This is a genomic window from Mesorhizobium sp. P160219, assembly GCF_057786095.1.
In genome coordinates this window covers 6,396,548-6,419,762 of record NZ_JBYNWG010000001.1, presented here as the reverse complement: position 1 = coordinate 6,419,762, position 23,215 = coordinate 6,396,548, and the positions used below count along the sequence as shown (strand labels likewise).

The following is a 23,215-nucleotide window of genomic DNA, read 5'->3' as shown; positions in this document are numbered from 1 at the left end:
GGACAAGGCAGGGCTCGTTTGCGGCACGAACGCTTCTTTCTATGCTACTTGCGATTTGCAATCAGTTGCTATAGCGTCTGACTGCTTGCAAATTACAAGCGGTTAATCCGTGAACCGACTATGTGAAGGCGCTGCTTATGGCCAAACTTATCTTGGGAATGAACGTCTCCATCGATGGCTATGTCGATGACCTTGCCGGAAATCTGGTCATGGGCGCACCAAGCCAGAAGCACTTCGAGTACTGGATCGAGACGATTCGCAACCATACCGGCGCTGTGTATGGCCGCCGGATGTACGAGGTCATGCGCTATTGGGACGATGATCACGCGGAATGGGACGCTCCGCTTCGCCAGTTCGCGACACTCTGGCGCAAGCTGCCCAAATGGGTCGTTTCGCGCACACTTTCACGGGTAGGCCCAAACGCCACCCTCATCTCCGGCGATATTGAAGCGCAGATTCGCGAGATCGCGGCCCGCACGGAGGGTACCCTGAGCGTTTCCGGTCCGGAACTGGCCGGCCTTATGACCAGGCTGGGGCTGATCGAGGAGTATCACCTGCACGTGAGGCCGTTCGTGCTCGGCAAAGGCAAGCCTTTCTTCCACGAGGCAAGGCCTGCGCTGCAACTGGTGTCGAGCACATTGATCGATGACGATACGGTTCATATGATCTATGTGCCGCGAGGCTGAACGATAAGGCGCTTCAGCGCCAACATGCGAACCTGGAGAGGGCCTGGTCCCGGCCTTCGCGCCGAGGTCTCACATGTCAGCTTGCGTGCTGGGTACCCAAGCAGCAGAGGGTCTGCTGTCGGCCCAAAATCTGCCGGTCAGCAATGCGCCCTATGCCGGTCAAAGAGGCCTTGCCGCCGTTCCTCCATAAGCAGACATTGCAGACCTACAAGGACATCGCTTTTACGCCCGAAGCGCCGCTTGGGTTGGTCCTTCAGTGACCTGGCGGCCCAAGGGCGTCGTCCTCCACCGCCCGACCTCGTCCGCAACTCATCGTTGCCGCCAGCGGCTCTGCTCCCGGCCTTCCCGATGACCGAGCGGGTAGTGAAACATCATGGTCAAGCCTGAAAAGCAAGGTCCAACCTAGCCGCCTTTCCGGGCCTGCGTCATCATCGTCCAGCAGTTCAGGATCCTGCGTGCGCCAGCCGGGTCCGTCGGGTCGGCCGGCCGCACAGTTTTTTCATCCCGCTGGAACATTGGCGAAGGAATGCAGTTGGTGTCGCTGCAGATGCCGCCGCGTGGTGCCTGTGGGCGATTGGTGGCAACACCTGATCGGCCGCCGCTCCTTTACGAGGCGGCTTAGCGTGTGAGCCAATCCTGCAGCAAAGGCCTAGGGATTGGAACGGCCAACAGGAGGCAGTCATGAAGCACCAGACACTCGATCAACTCCAGTCAGTCGCGGACATCAGTCCACTATCGCCGGCTCTGCTGGCTACAAGGACGCAACGGATAGAGCGGTGGGCGGAACTGCTCTATCGAAATCCGACGCGCTCCCTTGTGGCTCTCACCGGGACTGAGCATCTGCATCCCTCTGTCCGCGGAGAAGCGCGCGCGGTCGGATCGGCGATCAGTGTCGCCTTTGACGATCCACTGCTGCGTGCATCGGGCATGCAATCGGATACCTACGGGGAAGCCAGACGCTTCTTCGAACTCTCCGATTGGCAGTTGCATGAGATCGTCTGCAGTTGCCACACCGGCGCCACCATGCAGGCTGGCTGGGCCGCCGGACGTGTCCGCAGGGTCCTCAATGGGAGCAAGATATTGGCTTGGCTGAGAAAAGGATTCATGCCGCACTGAGACACAGCGCTTGCGCCTGAAGAAGCATGCAGGCTCCAGCAGAGATTGCGTCGGCTCCGCGAAGGCATGGCTGACCTCAATGGAGTAGGGCGGCCGAGTTGCTTGCGACTTCAGAAATGACGTTCACCATTGCTTAGTGGACCTCGTCAGGGTGATCGGCAATTTCGTGAATAGCGAGTACCAGCGCCAGTTTCGACCAACCGGTCGGCAGCGCCCGCGTGACCAAGCGGGGTTACTTATCCTCGGTGGGTCACATGTGCGCTTCGTCAGCGGTATAGCCTGCCAATCCCTCCACAGCCGTTTTGACGCTGCGAAAAGCTCGAGGCGTGAGGGGGCAATTTGACCCAGGAATCCCGACAACGGACCTTCCGCTTTCGGCCCCGAAATTGAAATTCGAGGCCCGCCCCATCACCCCGGAAAGATCGTAAACCCGCCATCGACGCGGAGCACCTGCCCATTGATAAACCGCGCCCGCGGGCCAGCCAGAAACGCCACCGCCTCGGCGATCTCTTCGGGCTCGGCATAGCGGTTCAGCGATTTCCTGCTCGAGTCCATGCGCTCGGGATCGACCACGCGGGTCGCCTGGAAACGTGCCGTCTTCGTGGCGCCTGGGCTGACCGCATTGATGCGCACGCCGTCGTCGATCAGTTCCTTGGCGAGACAGCGCGTGTAATGCACGACCGCGGCCTTCAAGGTGGAGTAAACGACCTCGGGCGAGCAGCCGAGATGTGCCGCCGCGGAGGCGATGTTGATGACGGAGCCGCCGCCGCGCTGCTTCATCGGCGGCACGAAGGCCTGGCAGACCAGCATCGTGCCGATCAGATTGTTCTCGGTGAGCACGCGGATGTCGTCCAGTTCGATGTCGAGGGCGTTGTTCGGGTTCGGCTTGCCGCCCTTGGCGCCGATGTCGCCGCCAGCGCAATTGACCAGCACATGGACGTCGCCGAGATCGGCCTCGATCCTGCGCTTCATCTCGGCCACCGCCTTCTGGTCGCCAATGTTGCCGGTCACCGACGTGACCTTCGTCCCATGCCGCTTCAGGCGCTCGACCACTTCGCCGAGATTGGCGAACTCGCCGTATTTGGCCGGCGCCGTTTCGTCCATGTCGTGGATCGCGACATTGGCGCCGAGTTCCGCCAGGCGCTCGGCCATCACGCGGCCGAGGCCGCGGCCGGAGCCGGTTACGAAGGCGGTCAATCCATCGAGTTCACGTGCCGTCATCGGATATTCTCCATCAAACCAAATTTGCGCATGTTGGCGGCGCTGCGCCGGATCATGTCGAGCTCATAGGAAACCAGTGAGACGTCGGCTTCGCGCTCCCAAGGCGTGCGGTAGTCGGCATCGTCGGGCAGCCGGTTGCGCTGCGCGGCCGCCAGGCAGGCGGCAAATTCGCGTGCCGTCTTCGGGGGATAGCCGCGCCACCAGTCGTCGCTGAGATAGCGGACATGCCGCGCCTCCAATGCGCCCGGTTCGAGGACGGCGGTCAGGCGATCATGGTGCTGGGCAAGAATTGCAAACAGCTCGGCGAACGGCACAGCACCGTCACCGATAGCGCAGCGGATCAGCCGGTAACCTTCGGTCGTGAACTGCACGCGGTAATCCTTGAGGTGGACATGGCGGACATAGGGGGCGATCACCTTCGTAAAATCGAGCGGCGCTTCGCCGACCGGGAACGTGTTGCCGGTGTCGAAGGTCACGCCCACACTGTCACCACCGAGGGCGCAGAAATCGACGAGTTCCCGGCTGGTAAAGTCCTGGTGGTTTTCGATCGCAAGGACATACCCTTCGGTATTCGCGCGGGGACCCCATTCCACCAATCGCCCCCGAATGATGCCGACGTACTCGCTCCATTTTGCGCCGGCGGCGTTGCGGTCGCCGCAGAGAACCGGCGTCAGCGCCGTCCGGATGATTTTGGCCTTGAGCAGGCGCGCGGCCCGAAACGCATCGTCGAGCGGTTCGCCCACCAGCAGGCCGCCGCTGACGACCGGCGTGATGCCAAGGCCGGCGAGCCGTTCGCGCAGCGCGATCACCGCGTCGTCGGAAAGCTCGCTCAGCCATGGCACCCAGATCTCCAGCACGCGCGCGCCGAGATCGGTCGCGAGCGCGATGAAACCTTCGAGCCCCGCAGGTCTAGGATTGGCGCGTGGCGTGCCGCGGCCCTGGAGGCCGAGATGATAGGTCAGGCCGTAGGGGTTCAGGCCGACCTCGAGCATGAAGCGATCCTTTGAGTCAGGTGTGGTCATCGCAGGCCGGCATCCACGGTGATCGACTGCTTGGTGATCATGCGGCTGTCGTCGGCGGCGAGGAACAGCACCGTGCGCGCGATCTCCTCGCCGAGCAGAACCTTGCGGATCACCTGGCGCTGCACGACCTGGTCGACCGAACCTTGGGTCTTGTACCAAAGCTCCCGCTGCCGGTCGGTGATGACGGCGCCCGGCTCGATGGCGTTGACGCGGATGTTGTCGGGGCCAAACGCCCGCGCCAGCGCGAAGGTCAGCCCGATAACGGCAGCCTTGGCCGCCGCATAGGGCGCCATCTCTGACGCGCCGAAACGCCAGGCGATCGAGGAAAAATTGACGATCGAACCGAAGCCCAGTTCCTGCATGTGCGGATGCACGGCCTGGGCGGCAAAGAAGTGGTGCCTGAGGTTCACATCCTGGGCGTGGTCCCAATATTCCTGCGTCACGTCGGCGACGGAGAGGCGATTGTCATCGGCGGCGTTGTTGACCAGCACCGCGACAGGCCCTAGGCGGTCGCGCACCGTGCCGATCGCGGCCTGGAGGGCGGGGATATCGGTCACATCGCAGCGCAGGAACAGGGGCGCGTGCGCTGCCGCGGCGGCGAGTTCCCGCGCGAGCGCCTCGCCGGCCTCCTGCTGCAGATCGAGAAACGCCACTCGTGCGCCATTGGCGGCGAAGGCGCGGACCGTGTCGGCGCCGATGCCCGACGCACCGCCGGTGATCAGCACGACACGCTCGGACAGGCTCGGATACGTGGCGAAGGACAAGGCGGAACTCTTTTCAGATCAGGCTTCGGTCAGATCGGGTCAGATCAGATCAGGCGTTGGGTCGTCGGGTCGAACAGGCAGGCACGCGCCATGTCGATGCCGAGCGTCACCGTCTCGCCCATAAGCGGCGTGCCGTCGGGGTCGAAACGGCCGGTGATCTCCTTGCCGCCCAGGCGCAGGACGGCCATGGTCTCCGCGCCTGTCGGCTCGACCAGTTCGACCACTGCATCGATCTGCGCGATGCCCGGCTTGCGGCGCGCAAGGTCGGGATCGAAGCGGTAGATGTGCTCGGGACGGATGCCGAGCACGAGCTGTCGCGGCGTGTCGGATGGGAGCGCCTGGACGATCGGCAGGCTGGCCGTCTTGCCGTCGGCGGTCTGCAGGACAACAGTGCGGCGACCGCCTTCCTGGCTCAGTTCGGCGGCCAAAAAATTCATCGCCGGCGACCCCATGAAGCCGGCGACGAACATGTTGGCCGGACGATTGTAGATCGTGGCGGGATCGTCGAATTGCTGGACCTCGCCCTGATGCATCACGGCGATGCGCGACGCCAGCGTCATCGCCTCGACCTGGTCGTGGGTGACGTAGACGGTGGTTTTGCCGACGCGGTGATGCAGCTTCTTGATTTCGGTGCGCATGTCGACGCGCAGCTTGGCATCGAGATTGGAGAGCGGCTCGTCGAACAGGAACAGTTTGGGATCGCGCACCAGCGCCCGGCCCATGGCGACGCGCTGGCGCTGGCCGCCCGAAAGCTGTCCGGGCTTGCGCCCTAGCAGCGGTTCGATCTGCAGGAAGGCGGCAACCCGCTTGACGGCCTCGTCCTGCTGCGGCTTCGGGACGCGGCGGCTTTCCATGCCGAAGGTGATGTTCTCGCGCACCGTCATCGTCGGGTACAGGGCATAGGACTGGAACACCATGGCGATGTCGCGGTCCTTCGGCGCCACCGAATTGACCAGCCGCCCGTCGATGCGGATCTCGCCGGAGGTAACGGATTCGAGCCCGGCGATCATCGCCAGCAGAGTGGACTTGCCGCAGCCGGACGGTCCGACCAGCGCGATGAACTCGCCGTTCCGCGCTTCGAGATCGATGCCCTTCAGCACCTCGACCGCGCCGAAGTTCTTGCGCAGCGATCGGATGATCAATGTCGACATGCAATGCCCTTCACTTGATCGCGCCTCATTTGATGGCACCTTGCGTCAGGCCTCGCACAAAATACTTGCCGCCGAAGAGATAGATCAGCAGCGGCGGCAGCGCGCCGATCAGCACGGCGGCGCTCATGACATCGTAGGCGCGCACATTGGTGCCGCTTGCCGTCAGCGCGACGAGCGCTGCCGTGATCGGCTGTTGCTGCCCGGAGGTGAAGACGACGCCGAACAGATATTCGTTCCAGATGCCGGTGAACTGCCAGATCACCGTGACGATCAGGATCGGTGAGGAGAGCGGCAGAATGATCTTGCGGAAGATGCGCCAGAAGCCGGCGCCGTCGATGCGCGCCGCCTTGATCAGGTCGTCGGGGATGCTGACGTAGTAGTTGCGGCAAAACAAAGTGGTGAACGAAATGCCCTGGATAACGTGGATGAGGACGAGCCCGTAGACCGAATTGCTGAGGCCGAGATTGCCGAGGATGAACGCCCACGGCATCAACGAAATCTGGCCCGGAATGAAGACGCCGAGCAGCATGCAGGTGAACAAAGCTTCCGAACCTCTGAAGCGCCATTTCGACAGGATGTAACCGTTCATCGCGCCGACCGCCGTCGAGATGATCGTGGCCGGGATCGTCATCTTCAGGGAGTTGTAGAAGTTGCGCTGCATGCCCTCGCAGGTGCCGCCGATGCAATAGGTGCTCCAGGCCTGGCCCCAGGCATCGAGGCGGAAGCTGCGCGGCAGCGAGATCAACCCGTTGCGCGCGATCTCCTGCTGGTCGCGGAATGAATTCAGCACCACCACCAGCAACGGGACCAGGTAGATCGCCGCGAAGACGACCAGCAGCCCATAGATGGCGAAGCGGGTGAGAAAATGCCGGCGCGACGCGACTGCGGCAGCGCGACGGTCGAGCGACTGGTCCAGGGAGACGTCAGCCATGGCCGGCTTCCTTGCGCCGGCGCCAGACCACCCAGAATGAATAGGGCACCAGCACCACGGCAACAGCGGCAAGCATCATGATGGCGGCGGCCGCACCTTCGCCGATCTGGCCGCGTTGGAACATCAGGTCATAGACGTAGATGGCGGGGAAGGTGGTCGAGATCCCCGGGCCGCCTTTGGTCAGGGCCGCCACGAGGTCGAAGGTCTTGATGGCGAACTGGATCTGGATGACGGCGACCGCCAGGAAGATCGGCGCAATGGTTGGCAGAAGCACCTTGCGATAAATGCGGAACGTCGATGCGCCGTCGATCTGCGCGGCCTTGACGAGGTCCTGATCCACCGAGCGCAGGCCGGCCAGGAACAGCGCCATGGCAAAGCCCGAGGCCTGCCAGACACCGGTGATGATCACCGCGTAGATCGCATAGTGCCGGTCGCTGGCGAGTGCGAACTTGAAGCTCGCCCAGCCGAAACCGCGCACCATGGCCTGGATGCCGTCGGTCGGATTGTAGAGCCAGCTCCAGACCGTGCCGGTGACGATGAAGGAGACGGCCAGCGGATAGAGGAAGATCGTGCGCCAGGCCGCTTCGCCGCGCACGCGCTGGTCGATCAGGATCGCCAGCAGCAGTCCCACCGCCATCGAGCCGACGATGTAGAAAGCGCTGAAGAAAAACAGGTTGTTGTAGGCGATGTTCCAGCGCCGGTTCGCCCACAGCGACGCGTAGTTCTCGAGGCCGACGAAGCCGTAGGTCGGCAGCAGCGAGGAGTTGGACAGCGAGATATAGAGCGTCCAGCCGGTGAACACGAAGACGTAGACGAAGCTCGCCACGAGAGAGGGGCCGAGCACCAGCAAGGGCATCGCGGAGCCCAGCCGCTCGCGCCAGGGGCGGGCGGGCGTCGGGACCGACAGGATCAGGTCGTGATTTGACATTCAGAGCACGGAAATTGGCAGAGCACGGGACTGGAAGGGAGGACGGCCGGGCGGATAGGCATCGCGCCCGGCCATTCCCGTCTATTTCTGTGCTTCCGCCGCGTCGGCCATCGCATTGGCGCCATCCTCGGGCGACATGTCCGGTGTCGCCACGAACTCGGTAATGGAGTCCATGATCGCGCCGCGCATCTTCTGCGGGATGGTCATGTTGTGCGCCATCGAGCGGACCAGCGTGCCGTCCTTGATCGAAGCCTGCAGATCCTTCTGCGAGAGCTGCTGGCACGGATTGAAGCCCTTCGACAGATCGATATCCAGGCGTGCAGGGATCGAGCCCTTGGCCTGGTTGAAGACCGTCTGGAAGTCGGGCGACAGGATCAGGCTGGCCAGCAGCTTCTGGCCGTCGATGTAATCCTGGTCCTTCTGCTTGAAGAACACGACCGAGTCCGAGTTGAGGATGAAGCCGGGTTTGCCCCAATCGGTCGGCGCCTGGGCGCAGACATAGTCGGTGCCTTCCTTGAAGCCGGCGGCGGTCAAAAGGCCGATCGTCCAGTCGCCCATGATGTGGAACGCCGCGTCGCCCTTGCCGACCAGCGCCGACATCGAATCCCAGTCGCGGCCGACCATGCCCGGATCCATGTATTTGCTCGTCATCAGGCGCATCTGCGTGAAGGCCTTGACCATTCCCGGGCTGCGCATGGACTCGACATCGCCTTCCACAAAGGCCTTACGGTAGAGATCGATGTCCTGGCCGTAGAGCACGACCTCGAACACCGTCGAATCCGTCCAGTCGGCGGTCGAATGCGAGATGCAGATCTTGCCTGTGGCGACGATCTTGTCGCAGGCGGCATTGAACTCGGCCCAGGTCTTGGGCATTTCCGCCACGCCGGCCGCCTGCATGACCTTGGGCGAGGCCCAGAGCCAGTTGATGCGGTGGATGTTCATGGGCGCGGCGACCCATTTGCCGGTCGGCTTCATCACCGGAAGCAATTCCGGCGCCACCACTTTCTCCCACCCTTCCGAGGCCGCCAACTCGTCGAGATCGGCGGTCATGCCGGTCTCGTTCCATTCGGCGATCTCGGGGCCCTTGAGCTGCACGGCAGGCGGGGCATTGCCGGCGATCACGTCGGCGCGCAGCTTGGCCAGCGTATTGGCGGTGTGGCCGGCGATCGAGGTCTGTTCCCATTTGCCGCCCTTGGCGGTGAACATCTCGCCGAGCTTGGCGATCGCCTGGGCGTCCGATCCGGTCGCCCACTGGTGCAAAAGGTTGGTCTTGGGTTCGGCGAAGGCTGTTCCGGCGAAAAATGTGCACGCAGCAGCGGCCGCAATCGCGGTCATGACGGACTTCATCGTTTCACTCCCATATCGTGTTGCACGGTTCGTCTCGACCGCTTATGGCCGCGGTTTGAAGCCGCCGCCGGCGAGATGCGTCAATCTCGAGTTCTTTCCAAGATGACATATTGGAGCTATCAGTCAACGATGTTTATGTTGAGCCATGACAAAACCTTCGCTTAGAACCTGGCTGATCGACAGACCCTCCGCGTCGCCGGAGAGCATGATCGTGCGCTGCCTGAGCGAGCGCGGCGCACTCTCCGCGTTGCAGATCGCACGCGCCACCGGTCTGGCGCGCTCGACGGTGTCAACCGCGCTTAACGGCTTGAAAAGGTCTGGAATGGTGATCGAAGCCCCGACCAGCCGCGACGGCATCAGAGGCATCGGCAGGCCAGCCGCGGCGGTGACGCTCAATCCGACAGCGGGCACCTGCGTCGGCATTCACCTGGCTCTTCAGCAGATACGGCTCATCGTCGCCGATGTCTCGCATTCCGTCATTGCCGAACAAAATATTCCAATGGCGCTGGACTACCAGCCGCAACAGGCGGCCCAGGCGGTCAAATCGGCAATTGCCCAATCTTACAGGGAAAACGGTCTGCCGGTGGCGGGGCTCCTGGGGGTTGGTGTCTCCGTCTCCGGCCCTGTCAGCCGCGATGGAGTGGTGCTGCGCGCAAGCATGGTTCCAACATGGGCCGGCGTCAACATACGAGATGTGTTCGGACCCGTCCTGGAACAGCCGATCTTCGCCGACAACGAGAGCAACTGCGCGGCCATTGCCGAGCTGATGTGGGGCGCGGCCGTAGGCCAGGACGATTTCGTCCTGTTCAAGATCGATCTGGGTGTCGGCGGCGCCATAGTCCAGCATGGCCGGCTGGTGACGGGCGTCGCCGGCGGCGCTGGCGAATTCGGGCACATCAGCATCGATCCCGGCGGCGACCTTTGCCGCTGCGGCAATCGCGGCTGCCTGGAGCTCTACGCGAGTTTTACCCGGCCGCTGGAACAGATTTCGCGTGTCGTTGGGCGGCAAGTCACCATGGACGATGTCATCGCCATGGCCGAGCAGGGCGACGTCAGGGCGTTGCGGATGATCGAGGATACCGCCGAGATCGCCGGCCGGGGTCTCGGCCTCATCGGCTCGGTGCTCAATCCGCCGCTTATCATCATCGGCGGCCACATGGCTTTGGCAGGGGACATTCTGTTGACGCCGCTGATCGCGTCCTATGAACGCCATACGCTGATCAAGTCCCGCGATATCGCTCCCGCCCTGCGCACGCGCATCATCGTTGGCAGGCACACCGAGAACGATGCCTTGCTGGGCGCGGTCGGCCTCGTTTTGAGACACCAAACGAAGGAACTGTCTCCGGGGTGATCGTCAGGACCAGCCTGTGCTTGTTCAAGTCAATTGCATGTGCCCGCAGCCTTGAGCGCTTCGGCGCGGGACGATTTGGGCAAATCCGCGATCCGCCGGACAGAAGCGTAAAACCTCGGATAGTCGCCGGAACACAGGTCGAACAAGCGAAGAAAGGCCGGAACCTGTTCACCGTAGACAGAAGTTGCGGCGAGCTTGGCGTTGTTGATCGGGGCAGAGAACCAGGCGTCGTATCCCCGGTATCCCGCCCAGTGCCTGTCGCGCATCCGCCGGTAGCGCGCCCGCAACCGGTCGATGGTTGCTGCCTTGGCGGCCGCCATCTTTTCCGGGGTGCGGGGACTACCATAGACCTGCCTTAGCTCGTCGCGCGTCTTCGCCACCAGTCCGAGAAAATCGGCGCTGCGTTTGCGGTCGGCTTCGTATCGGCGCAATCCGGCCCGGTCGCCGGCGGCGCGGAGCCATTCCCTGACGCCGCTGGTTTCAACGGCAACGGCGAATGCCTCGTTGAATGCGGAATCGCCATCCACATAGAGGCGCTGATGCGCCAGTTCATGAAAAACAAGGCTTGCGAGATAGGTGTCGTCCTGACGCAGCATGGTGCTCAGCAGCGGGTCACTGGACCAGCCAAGCGTGGAATAGGCGGTGACGCCCGAGACATAGACGTCCAGCCCCTGTCTTTGAAGTTCGACTGCGTTCTCAGTCGCGGATTTCCGGGAGAAGTAACCCCGGTATGGAACGCAGCCGAAAACCGGAAAGCACCATGTTCGTGGCGCCAGCGAGAATTGCGGCGCGGCAAAAACGGCCCAGGTCACGGCGTCGCGATGGATGTCGACATAACTGCGATAGCTGTTGTTTTCGGGCAGTGCCAGTTCATCCGTCGCAAACCGTCTTATGGCGCTGGCCGACGTCAATTTGGCGCGCAATGCTTCAGGCGTCGAAGGATCACGGATGAGTTTTGCAATATTTTTGCGGGCGGCCATGATCTGCGCGTGACCCTGCAACGACTGCGCGTAGTAGGAAATGCTCGTGCAGCCGGTCGCCCCGGACGCCATGACGACCGCGGCAAGCATCCGAAGAACGCGCTTCACTGTTTGCCCACCCTGGCCCATCTCCCCATGCAGCAAACGTCCTGGTCACCCTCAAACAGGAGGCACCGGTTTCCGTCAAGAGCTGCAGGGGCAGGGGGTGACACCGACCTGGGCAGGGCAAGGCGGCCATTCGCCTAGGATTGACGAAAGCCCACCGCAGGGCGGAGCGGGCGAGATACGGACCGTCCGTCGAGACGCGGTTCCCCCAAGCTGCCGCGCGCTACTGGTCCGAAAACTTCACGCTCACGCCGCGCTGGCGAAAATAAGCCTGCATCAACTTACGGCCCGAGCGGTTGTTCTGGGCCAATTTGGCCGGATCGAACACCGCCTGTTTTGCGCCCTCTCGTGTCAGCGCAGCCTTGAGCGTCGCGATATGGGCGTCGATGTCGGCATTGTCCGCCCGCAGCGAGGCATAGATACTTTCGGTCGCTTCGGCCACAGTCGGTTCGCTCACAGATGTCGTCCTTTGGTTGGTTGGGCGGCGGCTTTACCACAGATTTGCGGCTCCGACGATATCGACTGAACCGTCAGAGCACAGCGCCCAGGGCGCAAAACCGCAAAACGTATGTATTCGGCCCTGCTAAACATTGCCCGGCAGGCGAATGGGTCTAACTATCGGCTAGGAAACGGGGGGAATCAGGTGGCTGCCAATCGTCGAAACAACATCTCATCGTCCGAGCGGGGGCTAGGACGGATTCTTGCGGCAGGCAATGCCCATCCGCGCACAGCTCTGCCTACCGTGGCAACCATCGTCACGACGGTAGCTGCGCTGTATTTCGGTCGTGAGGTGTTCCTTCCCATTGCCATCGCGCTGCTTTTGACCTTTGCGCTGGTGCCGATGGTCTCCGCACTGAAGCGTGTCGGCTTGCCTCGGCTGCCCGCAGTGCTTCTGAGCGTGATTGGCGCATTCGCGGCCCTGGGCCTGTTCAGCTTCATTGTTGCGACCCAGGTAAGCGAGCTTGCTCAGAACATTTCCGTCTACCAGACAAACATTCTGACCAAGGTACGTTCCCTCAAGGAGACGGGCGTTGGTGGCGGCATAATTGCCAGGCTGAGCGGGGTGATCGAGCGTGTCGGTCAGGAGATCGACAAGCAGGATGTGGCGCCGCCTGCGGCCGACAAGCCCCGGCGCGAGCCTGTTCCCGTCGAGATCGTCGCCCGCGAGAGACCTCTGGAGGTATTGCAGAACATCATCGGACCGTTGATCAGCCCGCTGGCATCAGCTGGCCTGATCATCATCGTCGTCATCTTCATGTTGCTTGAGCGCGAGGATCTGCGCGACCGGTTTATCCGCCTCGTCGGCTATGGCGACCTCCATCGCACAACGCAGGCATTGCAGGATGCCGGCAAACGGGTTGGCCGCTATCTGATCATGCAATTGGTGGTCAATATCGTCTACGCGATACCAATCGCAATTGGCCTTTGGGTGCTCGGCATTCCCAACGCGCTGCTGTGGGGGTTGCTGGCACTGGCGCTGCGCTTCGTTCCCTATATCGGCCCTGTTATCGGCATGCTGCTGCCCTTGTTTCTGGCCTTGGCGGTTGCGCCCGGCTGGTCGCTGGTGCTGTGGACCGCCGCACTGTTTGTCGTCATGGAATTGGTAACCGGCAACGTCATCGAACCGTGGCTCTATGGCTCGCGCACGGGACTTTCTCCTTTGGCAATCATCGTTGCGGCAATTTTCTGGACATGGTTGTGGGGGCCGCTCGGCCTGGTCCTTTCGACGCCGCTGACAGTTTGCCTCGTCGTCCTCGGGCGACATGTTCCGCAGTTCGAATTTCTCGACGTCCTGTTTGGCAACGAGCCCGTCCTTGAATCTCACGCCCGGCTCTATCAACGGCTCCTGGCCGGCGATCCCGACGAGGCCACTGACCATGCCGAGGAGATCCTCGAGGAGAAGTACCTGATCGATTTCTACGACACTGTCGCCATTCCTGCTCTCCTGTTGGGCGAGCAGGACCGCATGCGTGGCGTGATGGGCGATCAACAGCGAAGGCAGGTGGCGGCGAGCGCCCAAATTCTTGTGGCAAATCTTGCCGACGATGCACAGGAAGAGGCAAGCGAGGAAGATGCGCCGGCAACCACCGCGGAAGGGAGCGCGAGCAGGGAAACAGATGGCGTCGAAGAGGAAGAGATCGAGCTGCCCGACGGCAAGGACATGTCGGTGCTTTGTGCCGGCGGTCGCGGCGAACTCGACGATGCCGCTGCCGCCATGCTCGCTCAGGTGCTGGAGGTGCAAGGTGCTACGGTGGCGAAGGCCAGTTTTGTCGATATGGAGCCGGCAGGTATTCGTCGTCTCGAACTAGAGGCGATCGACACCGTCGTGGTCGGTTTCCTGAACCGGGATTCGCTCAAGCATGCCCGCTTTCTGGTCCGGAGACTGAAGCGCGCCAAGGCAGGTTTGAGAATTGGGATTGTGTTCTGGTCAGACGCGGAGCAGGGCGATGTCGGGCAAGAAAGGCAAGCTTTGGCCGCCGACATCAGCGCCGATTTCGTAGCGCACGGCATGGTCAACGCTGTGCTTGGCGCACTTTCTCCAGCGCCGGCCGTTCCCCTCAAAGTCGTTTCGAAACGCCGCGATCGACGCCGTCCGGCCCCTCGAAAACGGATCCCGGCCCAGGCAACGGCCGCAACAGCCTAGCCGCACCGCCATGTCTCAGATTGCCGCGCCGGCGCTGGAATGCCTGGTGCGACGGCAAGATCGTCCCCACTCGCAAACCATGGAACAATCTCGCGGCCTTGCGGTTCCTAACATCGAAGGAGAACCCCCATGCTTAGATTCCTTATCCGCCTCGGCGCGATCTATGCAGCGTTCCAGATCGGCCGAGAGTTCGGCCGCAAGGAGACCGAAATCATGCTCCTGCCGCCGCCCGTTGACTACGAGCGGCAACCGACGTCAAGAAACGAAACCGATTTCGGAGAGGCATAGGACCGGTCAATCTGTCTGGTCGATCTGGCCCATGCTGGCGCCGTCCCTGCGCGGGGCGCTTTATCGTACGAACGGACCCGGCCACTTGGCTGTTGCCAGGATCGTTTCTGGCAACGCAATAATTGAGCCGCTATCTCTGTCGCTCAAACGCGGCACAGCGAGGTTGACCGTGCGTCGAAGAATGAGTCTCAGATCCTGGCGTTGAGCCGATGGAGAAGGCATGATCAGCACGGGCAAGGACGAGCACAACCCTAAGAAAGTGGAAGGGAATGAAGCACTGGTGCTGTCAACTGCCAAAGAGACCGGCATCACCGAGGATCAAGCGCGCGACCTTGTTCGCCTGATCGGCACCGGCCGCAATTCGCTGCTCCGTGAGGCACGGCAGCTGCTCCGGCAGCGCCTGGCTAGTTTAGACCGAAGGTGCTCAGAGCACGGCTATCCCGTCGCCTTCTGCTGCCCGGCGGTCATCGCTTTGAGAGCCCGGACCACCTCTGCAGGTCCGGCGGGTTTCATCACTCTTACGCCGGACGTGAACGCTTCGGGGGTTTCCTCGAGCCCCAGGCCGGAATAGACGATGAAAGGAACCGCCCGCCCTGCCAAGGTTTTTGCCGCGTCAACAGCCTCGCCGTCCGACAGCCTTACGTCCAGGATCGCTGCGGCGGGGGTATGGTCCGCAAGAAAACGTTTCGCCTGGGAACATGTCGCCGCCAATGCCACGGCAAAGCCCGCCTCCGAAAGAGTGGACTCCATATCCAGTGCTATCAAGGCTTCGTCGTCGACGACAAGGACCAAGGGTTTGCCCATGCGCGGATGATCGCACGTTTGTAGATGGAAGACGAGTCGAGGCTACGACCCTTTTAGGGTCCGGTTCCCGTACGCAGCGGGTCGAGACCGCGAGCAATGGGAACCAACTGATCCAAGCCGCATTATATTTGGTTGGACTGGACAAGGTGTTTGGGATGCATGAAGCAACACAGGCGAATGTTGTCGCCTTCGAAAACCCGGGGGTGTCCAGCAATGACGGTCTGGATTTCGATTACAAGGATTTCTTCGAAAACGGCGCCGTTGCCCTCCATCTGGTGAACGCAGACGGCGTAATCGTGCATGCCAACCAGGCTGAGCTCGACCTTCTCGGCTATCCCGCAGAGGACTACCTCGGTTGCCACATCGCCGAGTTCTATCCCGACCGGGACGTCATAGAGGACATTTTGGGTCGCCTTGCCAATGGCGAGAAGATCGTAAGATATCCGGCGCGATTGAGGGCCAGCGATGGATCGATCAAGCACGTCGAAGTCACCTCAAGCGGACATTTCCGGGACGGCAAGCTGATCAACACCCGGTGCTTCACGGTCGATGTAACCGACTTGGTGCACACCCGCTCGGAGCTCAGGCAGCATGACAGTACCTATCACCAGATACTCGACGGCCTACCCGTCGCCATCTACACGACCGATCAGGATGGGACGATCACCTACTACAACCGCGCCGCGGCCGATCTGGCAGGCAGGGAGCCTGAGGTCGGCAAGGATAAATGGTGTGTGACGTTCAAGCTGTTCAGTGCCGACGGCAAGGAATTGCCGCACGATGAATGCCCGATGGCCATCGCGCTCAAGGAGAACAGGCCGGTCCGCAATCAGCAAGCTGTTGCGCAGCGTCCCGATGGATCGTTTTTTCCGTTCCTGCCCTACCCGACACCGCTGCGGGACGAGCACGGCGCTCTGATTGGCGCCGTCAACATGCTGCTGGACCTGACGGACCGCCAGCGTGCCGAAGAAACCAGGCAGCACCTGTCAGCGATCGTGGAATCCTCATTTGACGCTATCGTCAGCAAGGATCTCAACACCATCATAAAAAGCTGGAACCACGGCGCCGAACGGCTTTTCGGCTATACCGCCGACGAAGCGATTGGCCGGTCGGTGACCATGCTGATCCCCGAAGACCATCAGGACGAGGAACCCCGCATCCTCCAACGCATTCGCCGCGGCGAGCGCGTCGAACCATTCGAAACGACCCGCCTGCGCAAGGATGGCAGCCTGGTTCCGGTTTCGCTGACGATATCGCCCGTGCGTAACGCAACCGGGCAGATCACCGGCGCATCGAAGATAGCGCGAGACATCACGTCGGCGAAGGAGAATGAATACCGCATCCGCATGCTGATGCGCGAGGTCAACCACCGGGTGAAAAACCAGTATTCGGTCATCCTGTCGATGATCCGGGAGACCAACAAGCGATCGGAGACGCCAAAACACTTTGAAACCCAGGTGCGCGAGCGCATCATGGCGTTGTCGCGATCTCACGACCTGCTTGTTTCGGCGGATTGGAAGGGTGCCACGATCAGCGACCTCTTGGCGGCCCAGGTCGAGCCTTTCCCGCGGGGGGATGTGATCGAAATGTCGGGCCCATCATTGGTGCTCAGTCCCAACGCAGTTCAGTATCTCGGGATTGCCTTCCACGAACTGGCGACCAACTCGGCCAAATACGGCGTGCTCTCAGGGGACAAGGGCCGGATTTCGGTCACATGGGGCATCACCGGTTCCGGTGCTTCGAGGCTCTTTCACCTCACCTGGGCCGAATCCGATGGTCCGCAGGTCCAGACTGTCGGACAAGGTGGCTTTGGAACCGTTGTGCTGAAGCGGGTTGCGCCCGCAGCGGTCAGTGGGCAGGGAATTCTCGAACACGGTCCGCATGGCATAACATGGAGCCTGGAAGCGCCTTTGGTTTCCGTGGCAGCTTCTGCCGACCATGAAGCTTAGAAGCAGGAAGCAGCCCTGCAACGAGCATTCGTCAATTGGAAGCCCTTGATGCGGCCTTTGCCGAGCGAAAACCCCGTTTCCGCTAAAGATCGCCAGAGCCATTGCTAAAGTCGGCAGAGCAAATCACCGGCAGAGGGCGCATTTCGTTGCACGGAACGGGACAGGACCGGCGTAGCCAGAGGCGAGGTAACTATGGACATCGACGAGTTCCGTGCGACCCTTCAGGGTGTAGAGCCCCCGGCGAATCTTGGGATGGCGCTCCACGCTCTATGGTGGGATAGACAGGGCGATTGGGAGCGGGCGCATGAGTGTGTGCAGGCCAACGAATCTGATCCGGCCTCTGTATGGGTTCATGCCTATCTGCACCGCAAAGAAGGCGACCTTTCTAATGCAGCCTACTGGTACCGCCGCGCCGGGCAGCCTGTGGCAACTGGCAAGCTAGACGCAGAGTGGGAGTCGATTACAGAATCACTTCTTGCAGGATAGTGAGGGTCGCCCAAGGGGCAGCCTAGCGCCTCATCGCCCCCGTAGAGGCGAAACTCACCTCCGCCCGATGGGATCGGCTGGGCCCATGAGGTCCGAACGTTTCCGCATAAATTCATGCAGCGAGATTGTTCTCGCGATTCCGTAAGGTCTCTGTTTAATAAGCTATATCTAATATTGACTATTTTCTGTCGCTCAAAAGTCGCAGACTTCATTTTACTGATCACCGTTAGCTTCTTGGTAGCTCTCACGACTATAAACTTCTTGCGGGCGAATAGCTTTCATGCTGCCTTCGCGCACTCAGGAATCAGGGAGCTTAGGCATGGCGGAGCGGATTGCGCGTGATGGGTTTTGGGTTTTGCATCTCGCGCGCTTGCCGCAAGTCGTGTCGCTTCGCTCCGGCACTTCCGCCTTGACGATCCTAACTGTTGCCCTTGCGCTGAGCGCCGCGCCGGCTCGGGCCGATGGCGGCAATGGTAGCAGCGCAGGCGCTGGACAAGGTGGCGTTGACGGCGCGCTCGCGAGTGCCACGGGTCAGAATGCCGCCAATGGCGCGACCGCTGGTGGCGGTGGTGGCGGCATTGACCTCACGACGGGTGACGGGGCGCCAGGAGGATCGGGAGCGGTAAGTGGGACAGCCAACAACCCAAATGGCGTTGCCGGTGCCACTGGTGCTACGGGTCTGGTCATCTCGACAGACGGGACCATTGCAACCAGCATCAGCGGCGGGGCCGGCGCTTTGGGCTCCCCTGGCACGAATGGCGTCGTCAGGAGCGGCGGCGGTGGCGGTGGCGGTGTGGGCGTCAGTGCCACGGCCGACGTTACAGTCACTGGCACAGGATCGGTGAGTGGTGGCACTGGCGGCCGAGGTGGGACCAATGGCAACAGCGGCAGCGGTGGTGGCGGCGTCGGCATATTCTCGTCCGCAAACGTGTTTGTAGAGGCGGGCGGCAGCGTTACCGGCGGCACGAGTCTTTCCACAATTGGGGTCCAAGCAGGTGGTGGCGGCGGCGCAGCTGCCATCGTCCTGATGGGCGGCGGGACAATCCAGAACAGCGGGAATCTGCTCGGGGGTGCCGGTGGAAGAACAGTTCTCGGCGGCGGTGGGGACGGTGGCGCCGCTGTTCTGCTGCTTTCAGGTGGAACCGTCATCAACAAGCTAGGTGCGACGATCGTTGGCGGCAGTGGCGGTCAGGGCTCCTTGGCAGGCGGCGATGGCGCCGCAGGGATCAAGGGCGCCAACATCGCGGTCATCAATGCGGGTACGATCAGCGGCGGTGCCGTCGGCACCGGTGGCGGAACGCCGGCAGCCGGCAAAGCCATCCAGTTCACCGGCGGCGTCAATTCGCTGGAGATTCAGGCCGGCTCCACCATCATAGGCAATGTGGTCGCTTTCAGCGCCGCGGATACATTCAAGCTGGGTGGCGATATCAGCGCCAGTTTCGGTGTGTCGCAGATCGGCGCTGGCGCCAAATATGACGGGTTTGGGTTCTACGAGAAAACCGGAAACAGCACCTGGACCCTAACGGGGACGACAACTGCCGTCACGCCTTGGACCTTGTCCGGCGGGACCCTGCAAATTTCGAACAATGACAATCTGGGCGCCCTCTCGGGCGGCTTGACCTTCGACGGCGGCACGTTGCGCACGACCACCAGCTTCGCCACCAATCGCAATGTCCTGATCAATTCGACCGGCGGGTTCGACACGGTGGCAGGCACGCAGTTGGACGTGTCAGGCCAGGTGACCGGCACCGGCACACTGGTCAAGAGCGGCGCCGGCACCCTCAACGTCACCAATTTGTCCAACAGCTATACGGGTGGCAACATCGTCAATGCAGGAACGCTTGCCGGCAACACCGTGGCGATCCGTGGCGACATCCTGGACAACGGCGCTGTCTCGTTTCTCGACCTCGGCCCCCACACCTTCGGCGGAAATATCTCCGGCTCGGGCAGCGTCGACATCGAAGGCTTCGGCACGCTGACGCTGACCGGTGCCAACACCCACAGCGGCGGCACGAAGGTCGGGACCGGCAAAAGCATCTCGGTCGCGTCGGACCAGAATCTGGGTGCCGCAACGGGCCTGCTGACACTCGACGGCGGCGAACTCGGCACGACAGCAAGCTTCGCCATGAGCCGCGATGTCAAGCTCACTTCCGCCTATGGCTACTTCCGCGCGGCGGCGGGTACGACGCTGACCGCCAATGGCGAGCTGAGCGGCGTGGGCGGCGTCTACAAGGAGGGCGCCGGCACCCTGGTGCTCAAGGGCGACAGTACCTATTCCGGCCGCACCACCGTCGACAGCGGCAAGCTTATCGTCGAGGGCTCGCTCGGCAGCACCGAAACGACGGTCAACAGCGGCGGCACGCTGGGCGGCTCCGGCTCGATCGGCGGCGCGGTGATCGTCGCCGATGGCGGTGTGCTGGCGCCGGGGTCCAGCCCTGGCACGCTTACGGTCGGATCGCTCAGCCTGAGCTCCGGTTCTATGCTCGACTACGAGCTCGGCCAGGCGGGCATTGTCGGCGGCGGTGTCAACGACCTGATCGAGGTGACCGGCGCGCTGACGCTGGACGGCAGCCTCAACATCACCGATGTCGGCGGCTTCGGGCCTGGCGTCTACCGGCTAATCAATTATGGCGGCGCACTCACCGACAATGGTCTCGAGCTCGGCAATCTGCCGGCCGGTGTCACGGCCGCCGACCTGACGGTGCAGACCTCCGTCGCCAACCAGGTCAATCTCGTCAGCAGCGTCGGCACCGACTTGCTCTTCTGGGATGGTGACGCGGCCGGCAATGCCAACAATGATCTGGTCGACGGCGGCAACGGCACGTGGACGGCGACAAGCCTGAACTGGACGACGAGCACCGGCCTGGTAACTGGCGCGATGAAGCCGCAGCCCGGCTTCGCCATCTTCCAGACGCTCGGCGGCACCGTCATCGCCGACGGCAGCGCCGGCGCGCTTGCGATTACGGGCATGCAATTCGCCGCCGATGGCTACCGCATCGAAGGCGACGCCATCACGCTTGATGGCGCTGGCGGCGAGAGCATCATTCGGGTCGGCGACGGCACGGTGGCCGGAGCAGGTTACACCGCCACCATCGCCTCCGTGCTAACCGGGACCAGCAGCCTGACCAAGACCGATGCGGGCACGCTGGTGCTGTCCGGCGCCAACACCTACACGGGCGGCACCACCGTCCTGGGCGGCGTGCTATCTGTTTCAGCCGACAACAATCTCGGCGTTGCCGCTGGCGGCCTGACGCTCTCCGGCGGGACGCTGCGCAACACAGCGGCGTTCAGCTCGGCGCGCGACGTCACGCTTTCGTCGGCCGGCGGCACCTTCGACACTGTGGCCGACCTGACCTTGTCCGGTGCGATCTCTGGCGCTGGCAGCCTTGCCAAGACCGGCGCCGGCACGCTGACGCTTACGGGAACGAACAGCTATGGCGGCAACACGTTGGTCAGCGCTGGCACGCTGGTCGGCGATGCAACCTCGATTCGTGGCGACATCGGCAATTCCGGCACTGTCGTGTTCGACCAGGCGGCGGACGCCAGCTTCGCCGGCGATATCTCCGGCACCGGCGCAATGATGAAGGATGGCTCCGGCGTGCTGACGCTGTCAGGCACGTCGCTGCTGGACTGGACCGTCAATCAAGGCGGCCTCGTCTCGGCAGCCGAGCGCTTCGGTGGCGATGTCGCGATCGGCGCCGGCGCCTCCTTCACATTCGACCAAGTCGCCTCCGCCAGCTATGCCGGCGTGCTCTCGGGCGCCGGTACGTTCATCAAGGACGGCCAAGGCACGCTGCTGCTTGCGTTGGACAACTCAGGCTTTATCGGCGCCACTACGGTCAGCGGCGGCACGCTTGCCGCGGGCGCTGCGAACGCGTTCAGTTCCTCCTCGCAGTTTTCCGTCGCCTCGGGCGCCACGCTCGATCTTGCCGGCACGTCCCAGACGATTGCGGGGCTGAGCAACGCCGGAACGGTGCGCATCGCGGGTGGCGTCCCAGGCGACACACTTACCGTAAGCGGCGACTATGTCGGCAATAGCGGCGCCGTCGTTCTCAACGCTGCGCTCGGTGGTGACGGTTCGCCGACAGACATGCTGGTGATCGCCGGCAACACGTCAGGGACGGGTACCCTTCAGGTCGTCAATTTCGGCGGGTCGGGCGCCCAAACGGTCGGAGGCGTCAAGATCGTCGACGTCGGCGGCGTCTCGAACGGCAGCTTCTCGCTCGACGGCAATTATACCTTCGAAGGCGATGCAGCGGTCGTCGCGGGCGCCTATGCCTACAGGCTTTACCAAGGCGGCGTCAGCACACCGGCCGATGGCGATTGGTATCTGCGCTCGGCCCTGGTCAACGGCGATCCCGATCCGCAGCCGCTCTATTCGCCCGGCGTGCCTCTCTACGAGGCCTATGAAGGGGTGCTGCAGGCCTTCAATGAACTGGGCACCATGCAGCAACGCATTGGCAATCGGTCGTGGGGCGAGGGTGCTACGCCGCAAGGTGCGGACCTGCCAAGCCAGGGCTCGGTCGACGGCAAGGCGATATGGGCGCGCATCGAAGCTGCCCATGCCGAGATCAAGCCGGAGACGTCGACCTCCGGCACGAACTATGACGTGACCACCTGGAAGCTGCAGGCCGGCGTCGATGGCCTGCTGCACGAAAGCGACGCCGGTACCCTGATCGGAGGGATTACGGCCCACTACGGAACCGCGTCGTCGGACGTCTCCTCGATCTTCGGGGCAGGGTCGATCGCTGCCACCGGCTACGGCGTCGGCAGCACGCTCACCTGGTTCGCCAGCGGTGGCTTTTACGTCGACGCGCAGGCTGAGGCGACATGGTATGACAGTGACATCCGGTCGGCCACGCTGGGCACCACGCTTGCGGACGGCAACAACGGTTTCGGCTACGGGCTGAGCATCGAGACCGGACAGAAGATCGCCCTCAACGGCAACTGGTCGCTGACGCCGCAGGCCCAGCTTGCCTATTCGTCGGTCGACTTCGACGCGTTCACCGACCCGTTTGGCGCCGTCGTGTCGCCCGGCAGCAGCAACAGCCTCGTCGGCCGGCTCGGCCTCTCCGCGGACTATGAAGACCAGTGGGTGGACGATGCGGGGCAAGTCAGCCGCTCGCACATTTACGGGCTCGGCAACCTTTACTACGACTTCCTCGACGGAAATGATGTCGATGTGTCTGGCACGAAACTGGTCAGCGAAAATCAGGCGCTGTGGGGCGGTGTCGGCCTTGGTGGCTCGCTGAGCTGGGCGGACGGTCGCTACGCCGTCTTCGGAGAAGGGACAGCGCGGACAAGCCTCAAGGATTTTGGCGATAGCCACGCCCTGGGCGCCAAGCTCGGGTTCGCTGTGAAATGGTAGCGGCGATCAAGCTGGACATGTCGACTTTGGCTTGAGGGTCGTGTCCGGCACGGCTATGGAATCCGGACTTGCGG

At 62.6% G+C, this 23,215-nt stretch carries 18 protein-coding genes; 8 read left to right on the top strand and 10 right to left on the bottom strand.

What is annotated here, in order from left to right; translation table 11 throughout:
* The first annotated feature begins 137 nt into the window (after positions 1 to 137).
* Both AC3EMP_RS31045 and AC3EMP_RS31040 read left to right on the top strand, forming a co-directional pair.
* Positions 138 to 686, top strand: coding sequence for a dihydrofolate reductase family protein (locus AC3EMP_RS31045; protein WP_023754306.1), 549 nt, complete (start codon positions 138 to 140; stop codon positions 684 to 686).
* A gap of 681 nt (positions 687 to 1,367) precedes the next feature.
* Entirely contained in the window at positions 1,368 to 1,802 is a 435-nt protein-coding gene (locus tag AC3EMP_RS31040) for a hypothetical protein (RefSeq protein WP_023671095.1), read from the top strand.
* Positions 1,803 to 2,210: 408 nt separating this feature from the next.
* Here the strand turns inward: AC3EMP_RS31040 and AC3EMP_RS31035 are convergent, their stop codons facing one another.
* The 7 genes from AC3EMP_RS31035 to AC3EMP_RS31005 form a co-directional block, all read right to left on the bottom strand.
* Positions 2,211 to 3,023 (bottom strand): SDR family NAD(P)-dependent oxidoreductase, encoded by an 813-nt coding sequence (locus AC3EMP_RS31035; protein ID WP_023751367.1) that lies wholly within the window; start codon positions 3,021 to 3,023, stop codon positions 2,211 to 2,213.
* Complete coding sequence (locus tag AC3EMP_RS31030; protein ID WP_023751366.1) at positions 3,020 to 4,015, bottom strand: sugar phosphate isomerase/epimerase family protein; 996 nt, start codon at positions 4,013 to 4,015, stop codon at positions 3,020 to 3,022. The genes AC3EMP_RS31035 and AC3EMP_RS31030 overlap by 4 nt, the downstream gene beginning before the upstream one ends.
* Positions 4,016 to 4,041: 26 nt before the next feature.
* The gene (locus tag AC3EMP_RS31025; RefSeq protein ID WP_352711626.1) at positions 4,042 to 4,809 is read right to left on the bottom strand and encodes an SDR family NAD(P)-dependent oxidoreductase; all 768 of its coding nucleotides are present in this window, start codon (positions 4,807 to 4,809) and stop codon (positions 4,042 to 4,044) included.
* 44 nt (positions 4,810 to 4,853) lie between these two features.
* Positions 4,854 to 5,960, bottom strand: a complete 1,107-nt coding sequence (locus AC3EMP_RS31020) for an ABC transporter ATP-binding protein (protein ID WP_023686485.1) — start codon at positions 5,958 to 5,960, stop codon at positions 4,854 to 4,856.
* 25 nt (positions 5,961 to 5,985) lie between these two features.
* Complete coding sequence (locus tag AC3EMP_RS31015; RefSeq protein WP_023671100.1) at positions 5,986 to 6,891, bottom strand: carbohydrate ABC transporter permease; 906 nt, start codon at positions 6,889 to 6,891, stop codon at positions 5,986 to 5,988.
* Positions 6,884 to 7,819, bottom strand: coding sequence for a carbohydrate ABC transporter permease (locus AC3EMP_RS31010; protein ID WP_352711622.1), 936 nt, complete (start codon positions 7,817 to 7,819; stop codon positions 6,884 to 6,886). The genes AC3EMP_RS31015 and AC3EMP_RS31010 overlap by 8 nt, the downstream gene beginning before the upstream one ends.
* An 81-nt stretch (positions 7,820 to 7,900) precedes the next feature.
* The gene (locus AC3EMP_RS31005; protein ID WP_352711619.1) at positions 7,901 to 9,166 is read right to left on the bottom strand and encodes an ABC transporter substrate-binding protein; all 1,266 of its coding nucleotides are present in this window, start codon (positions 9,164 to 9,166) and stop codon (positions 7,901 to 7,903) included.
* 145 nt (positions 9,167 to 9,311) lie between these two features.
* Between AC3EMP_RS31005 and AC3EMP_RS31000 the strand changes: the two genes are divergently transcribed.
* Positions 9,312 to 10,517: an ROK family transcriptional regulator gene (locus AC3EMP_RS31000; protein ID WP_352711618.1), complete on the top strand. Its 1,206-nt coding sequence runs from the start codon at positions 9,312 to 9,314 to the stop codon at positions 10,515 to 10,517.
* A gap of 29 nt (positions 10,518 to 10,546) precedes the next feature.
* On the opposite strand, the gene AC3EMP_RS30995 is transcribed toward AC3EMP_RS31000, so the two are convergent.
* The gene (locus AC3EMP_RS30995) at positions 10,547 to 11,587 is read right to left on the bottom strand and encodes an aminopeptidase (RefSeq protein ID WP_031244690.1); all 1,041 of its coding nucleotides are present in this window, start codon (positions 11,585 to 11,587) and stop codon (positions 10,547 to 10,549) included.
* Positions 11,588 to 11,825: 238 nt separating this feature from the next.
* Positions 11,826 to 12,059, bottom strand: a complete 234-nt coding sequence (locus AC3EMP_RS30990; RefSeq protein ID WP_023686482.1) for a hypothetical protein — start codon at positions 12,057 to 12,059, stop codon at positions 11,826 to 11,828.
* 186 nt (positions 12,060 to 12,245) lie between these two features.
* Here AC3EMP_RS30990 and AC3EMP_RS30985 point away from each other — a divergent pair, with 186 nt between their 5' ends.
* Together AC3EMP_RS30985 and AC3EMP_RS30980 are read left to right on the top strand one after the other, a co-directional pair.
* On the top strand, positions 12,246 to 14,246 hold the full coding sequence (locus AC3EMP_RS30985; RefSeq protein ID WP_352711615.1) for an AI-2E family transporter: 2,001 nt from the start codon (positions 12,246 to 12,248) through the stop codon (positions 14,244 to 14,246).
* A gap of 129 nt (positions 14,247 to 14,375) precedes the next feature.
* The gene (locus AC3EMP_RS30980; protein WP_023671107.1) at positions 14,376 to 14,534 is read left to right on the top strand and encodes a hypothetical protein; all 159 of its coding nucleotides are present in this window, start codon (positions 14,376 to 14,378) and stop codon (positions 14,532 to 14,534) included.
* 435 nt (positions 14,535 to 14,969) lie between these two features.
* Here the strand turns inward: AC3EMP_RS30980 and AC3EMP_RS30975 are convergent, their stop codons facing one another.
* Positions 14,970 to 15,338: a response regulator gene (locus tag AC3EMP_RS30975; RefSeq protein ID WP_352711613.1), complete on the bottom strand. Its 369-nt coding sequence runs from the start codon at positions 15,336 to 15,338 to the stop codon at positions 14,970 to 14,972.
* A gap of 155 nt (positions 15,339 to 15,493) precedes the next feature.
* On the opposite strand from AC3EMP_RS30975, the gene AC3EMP_RS30970 reads away from it, so the two are divergent.
* From AC3EMP_RS30970 to AC3EMP_RS30960, 3 genes are all read left to right on the top strand, one after another.
* Positions 15,494 to 17,287 carry a PAS domain S-box protein gene (locus AC3EMP_RS30970; RefSeq protein ID WP_023683170.1) on the top strand — a complete coding sequence of 598 codons (1,794 nt, stop codon included), beginning with the start codon at positions 15,494 to 15,496 and terminating at the stop codon, positions 17,285 to 17,287.
* Between the two features lie 192 nt (positions 17,288 to 17,479).
* On the top strand, positions 17,480 to 17,773 hold the full coding sequence (locus AC3EMP_RS30965; protein ID WP_023704064.1) for a hypothetical protein: 294 nt from the start codon (positions 17,480 to 17,482) through the stop codon (positions 17,771 to 17,773).
* A 319-nt stretch (positions 17,774 to 18,092) separates the two neighbouring features.
* On the top strand, positions 18,093 to 23,141 hold the full coding sequence (locus tag AC3EMP_RS30960) for an autotransporter outer membrane beta-barrel domain-containing protein (RefSeq protein ID WP_352842739.1): 5,049 nt from the start codon (positions 18,093 to 18,095) through the stop codon (positions 23,139 to 23,141).
* Positions 23,142 to 23,215: the final 74 nt, after the last annotated feature.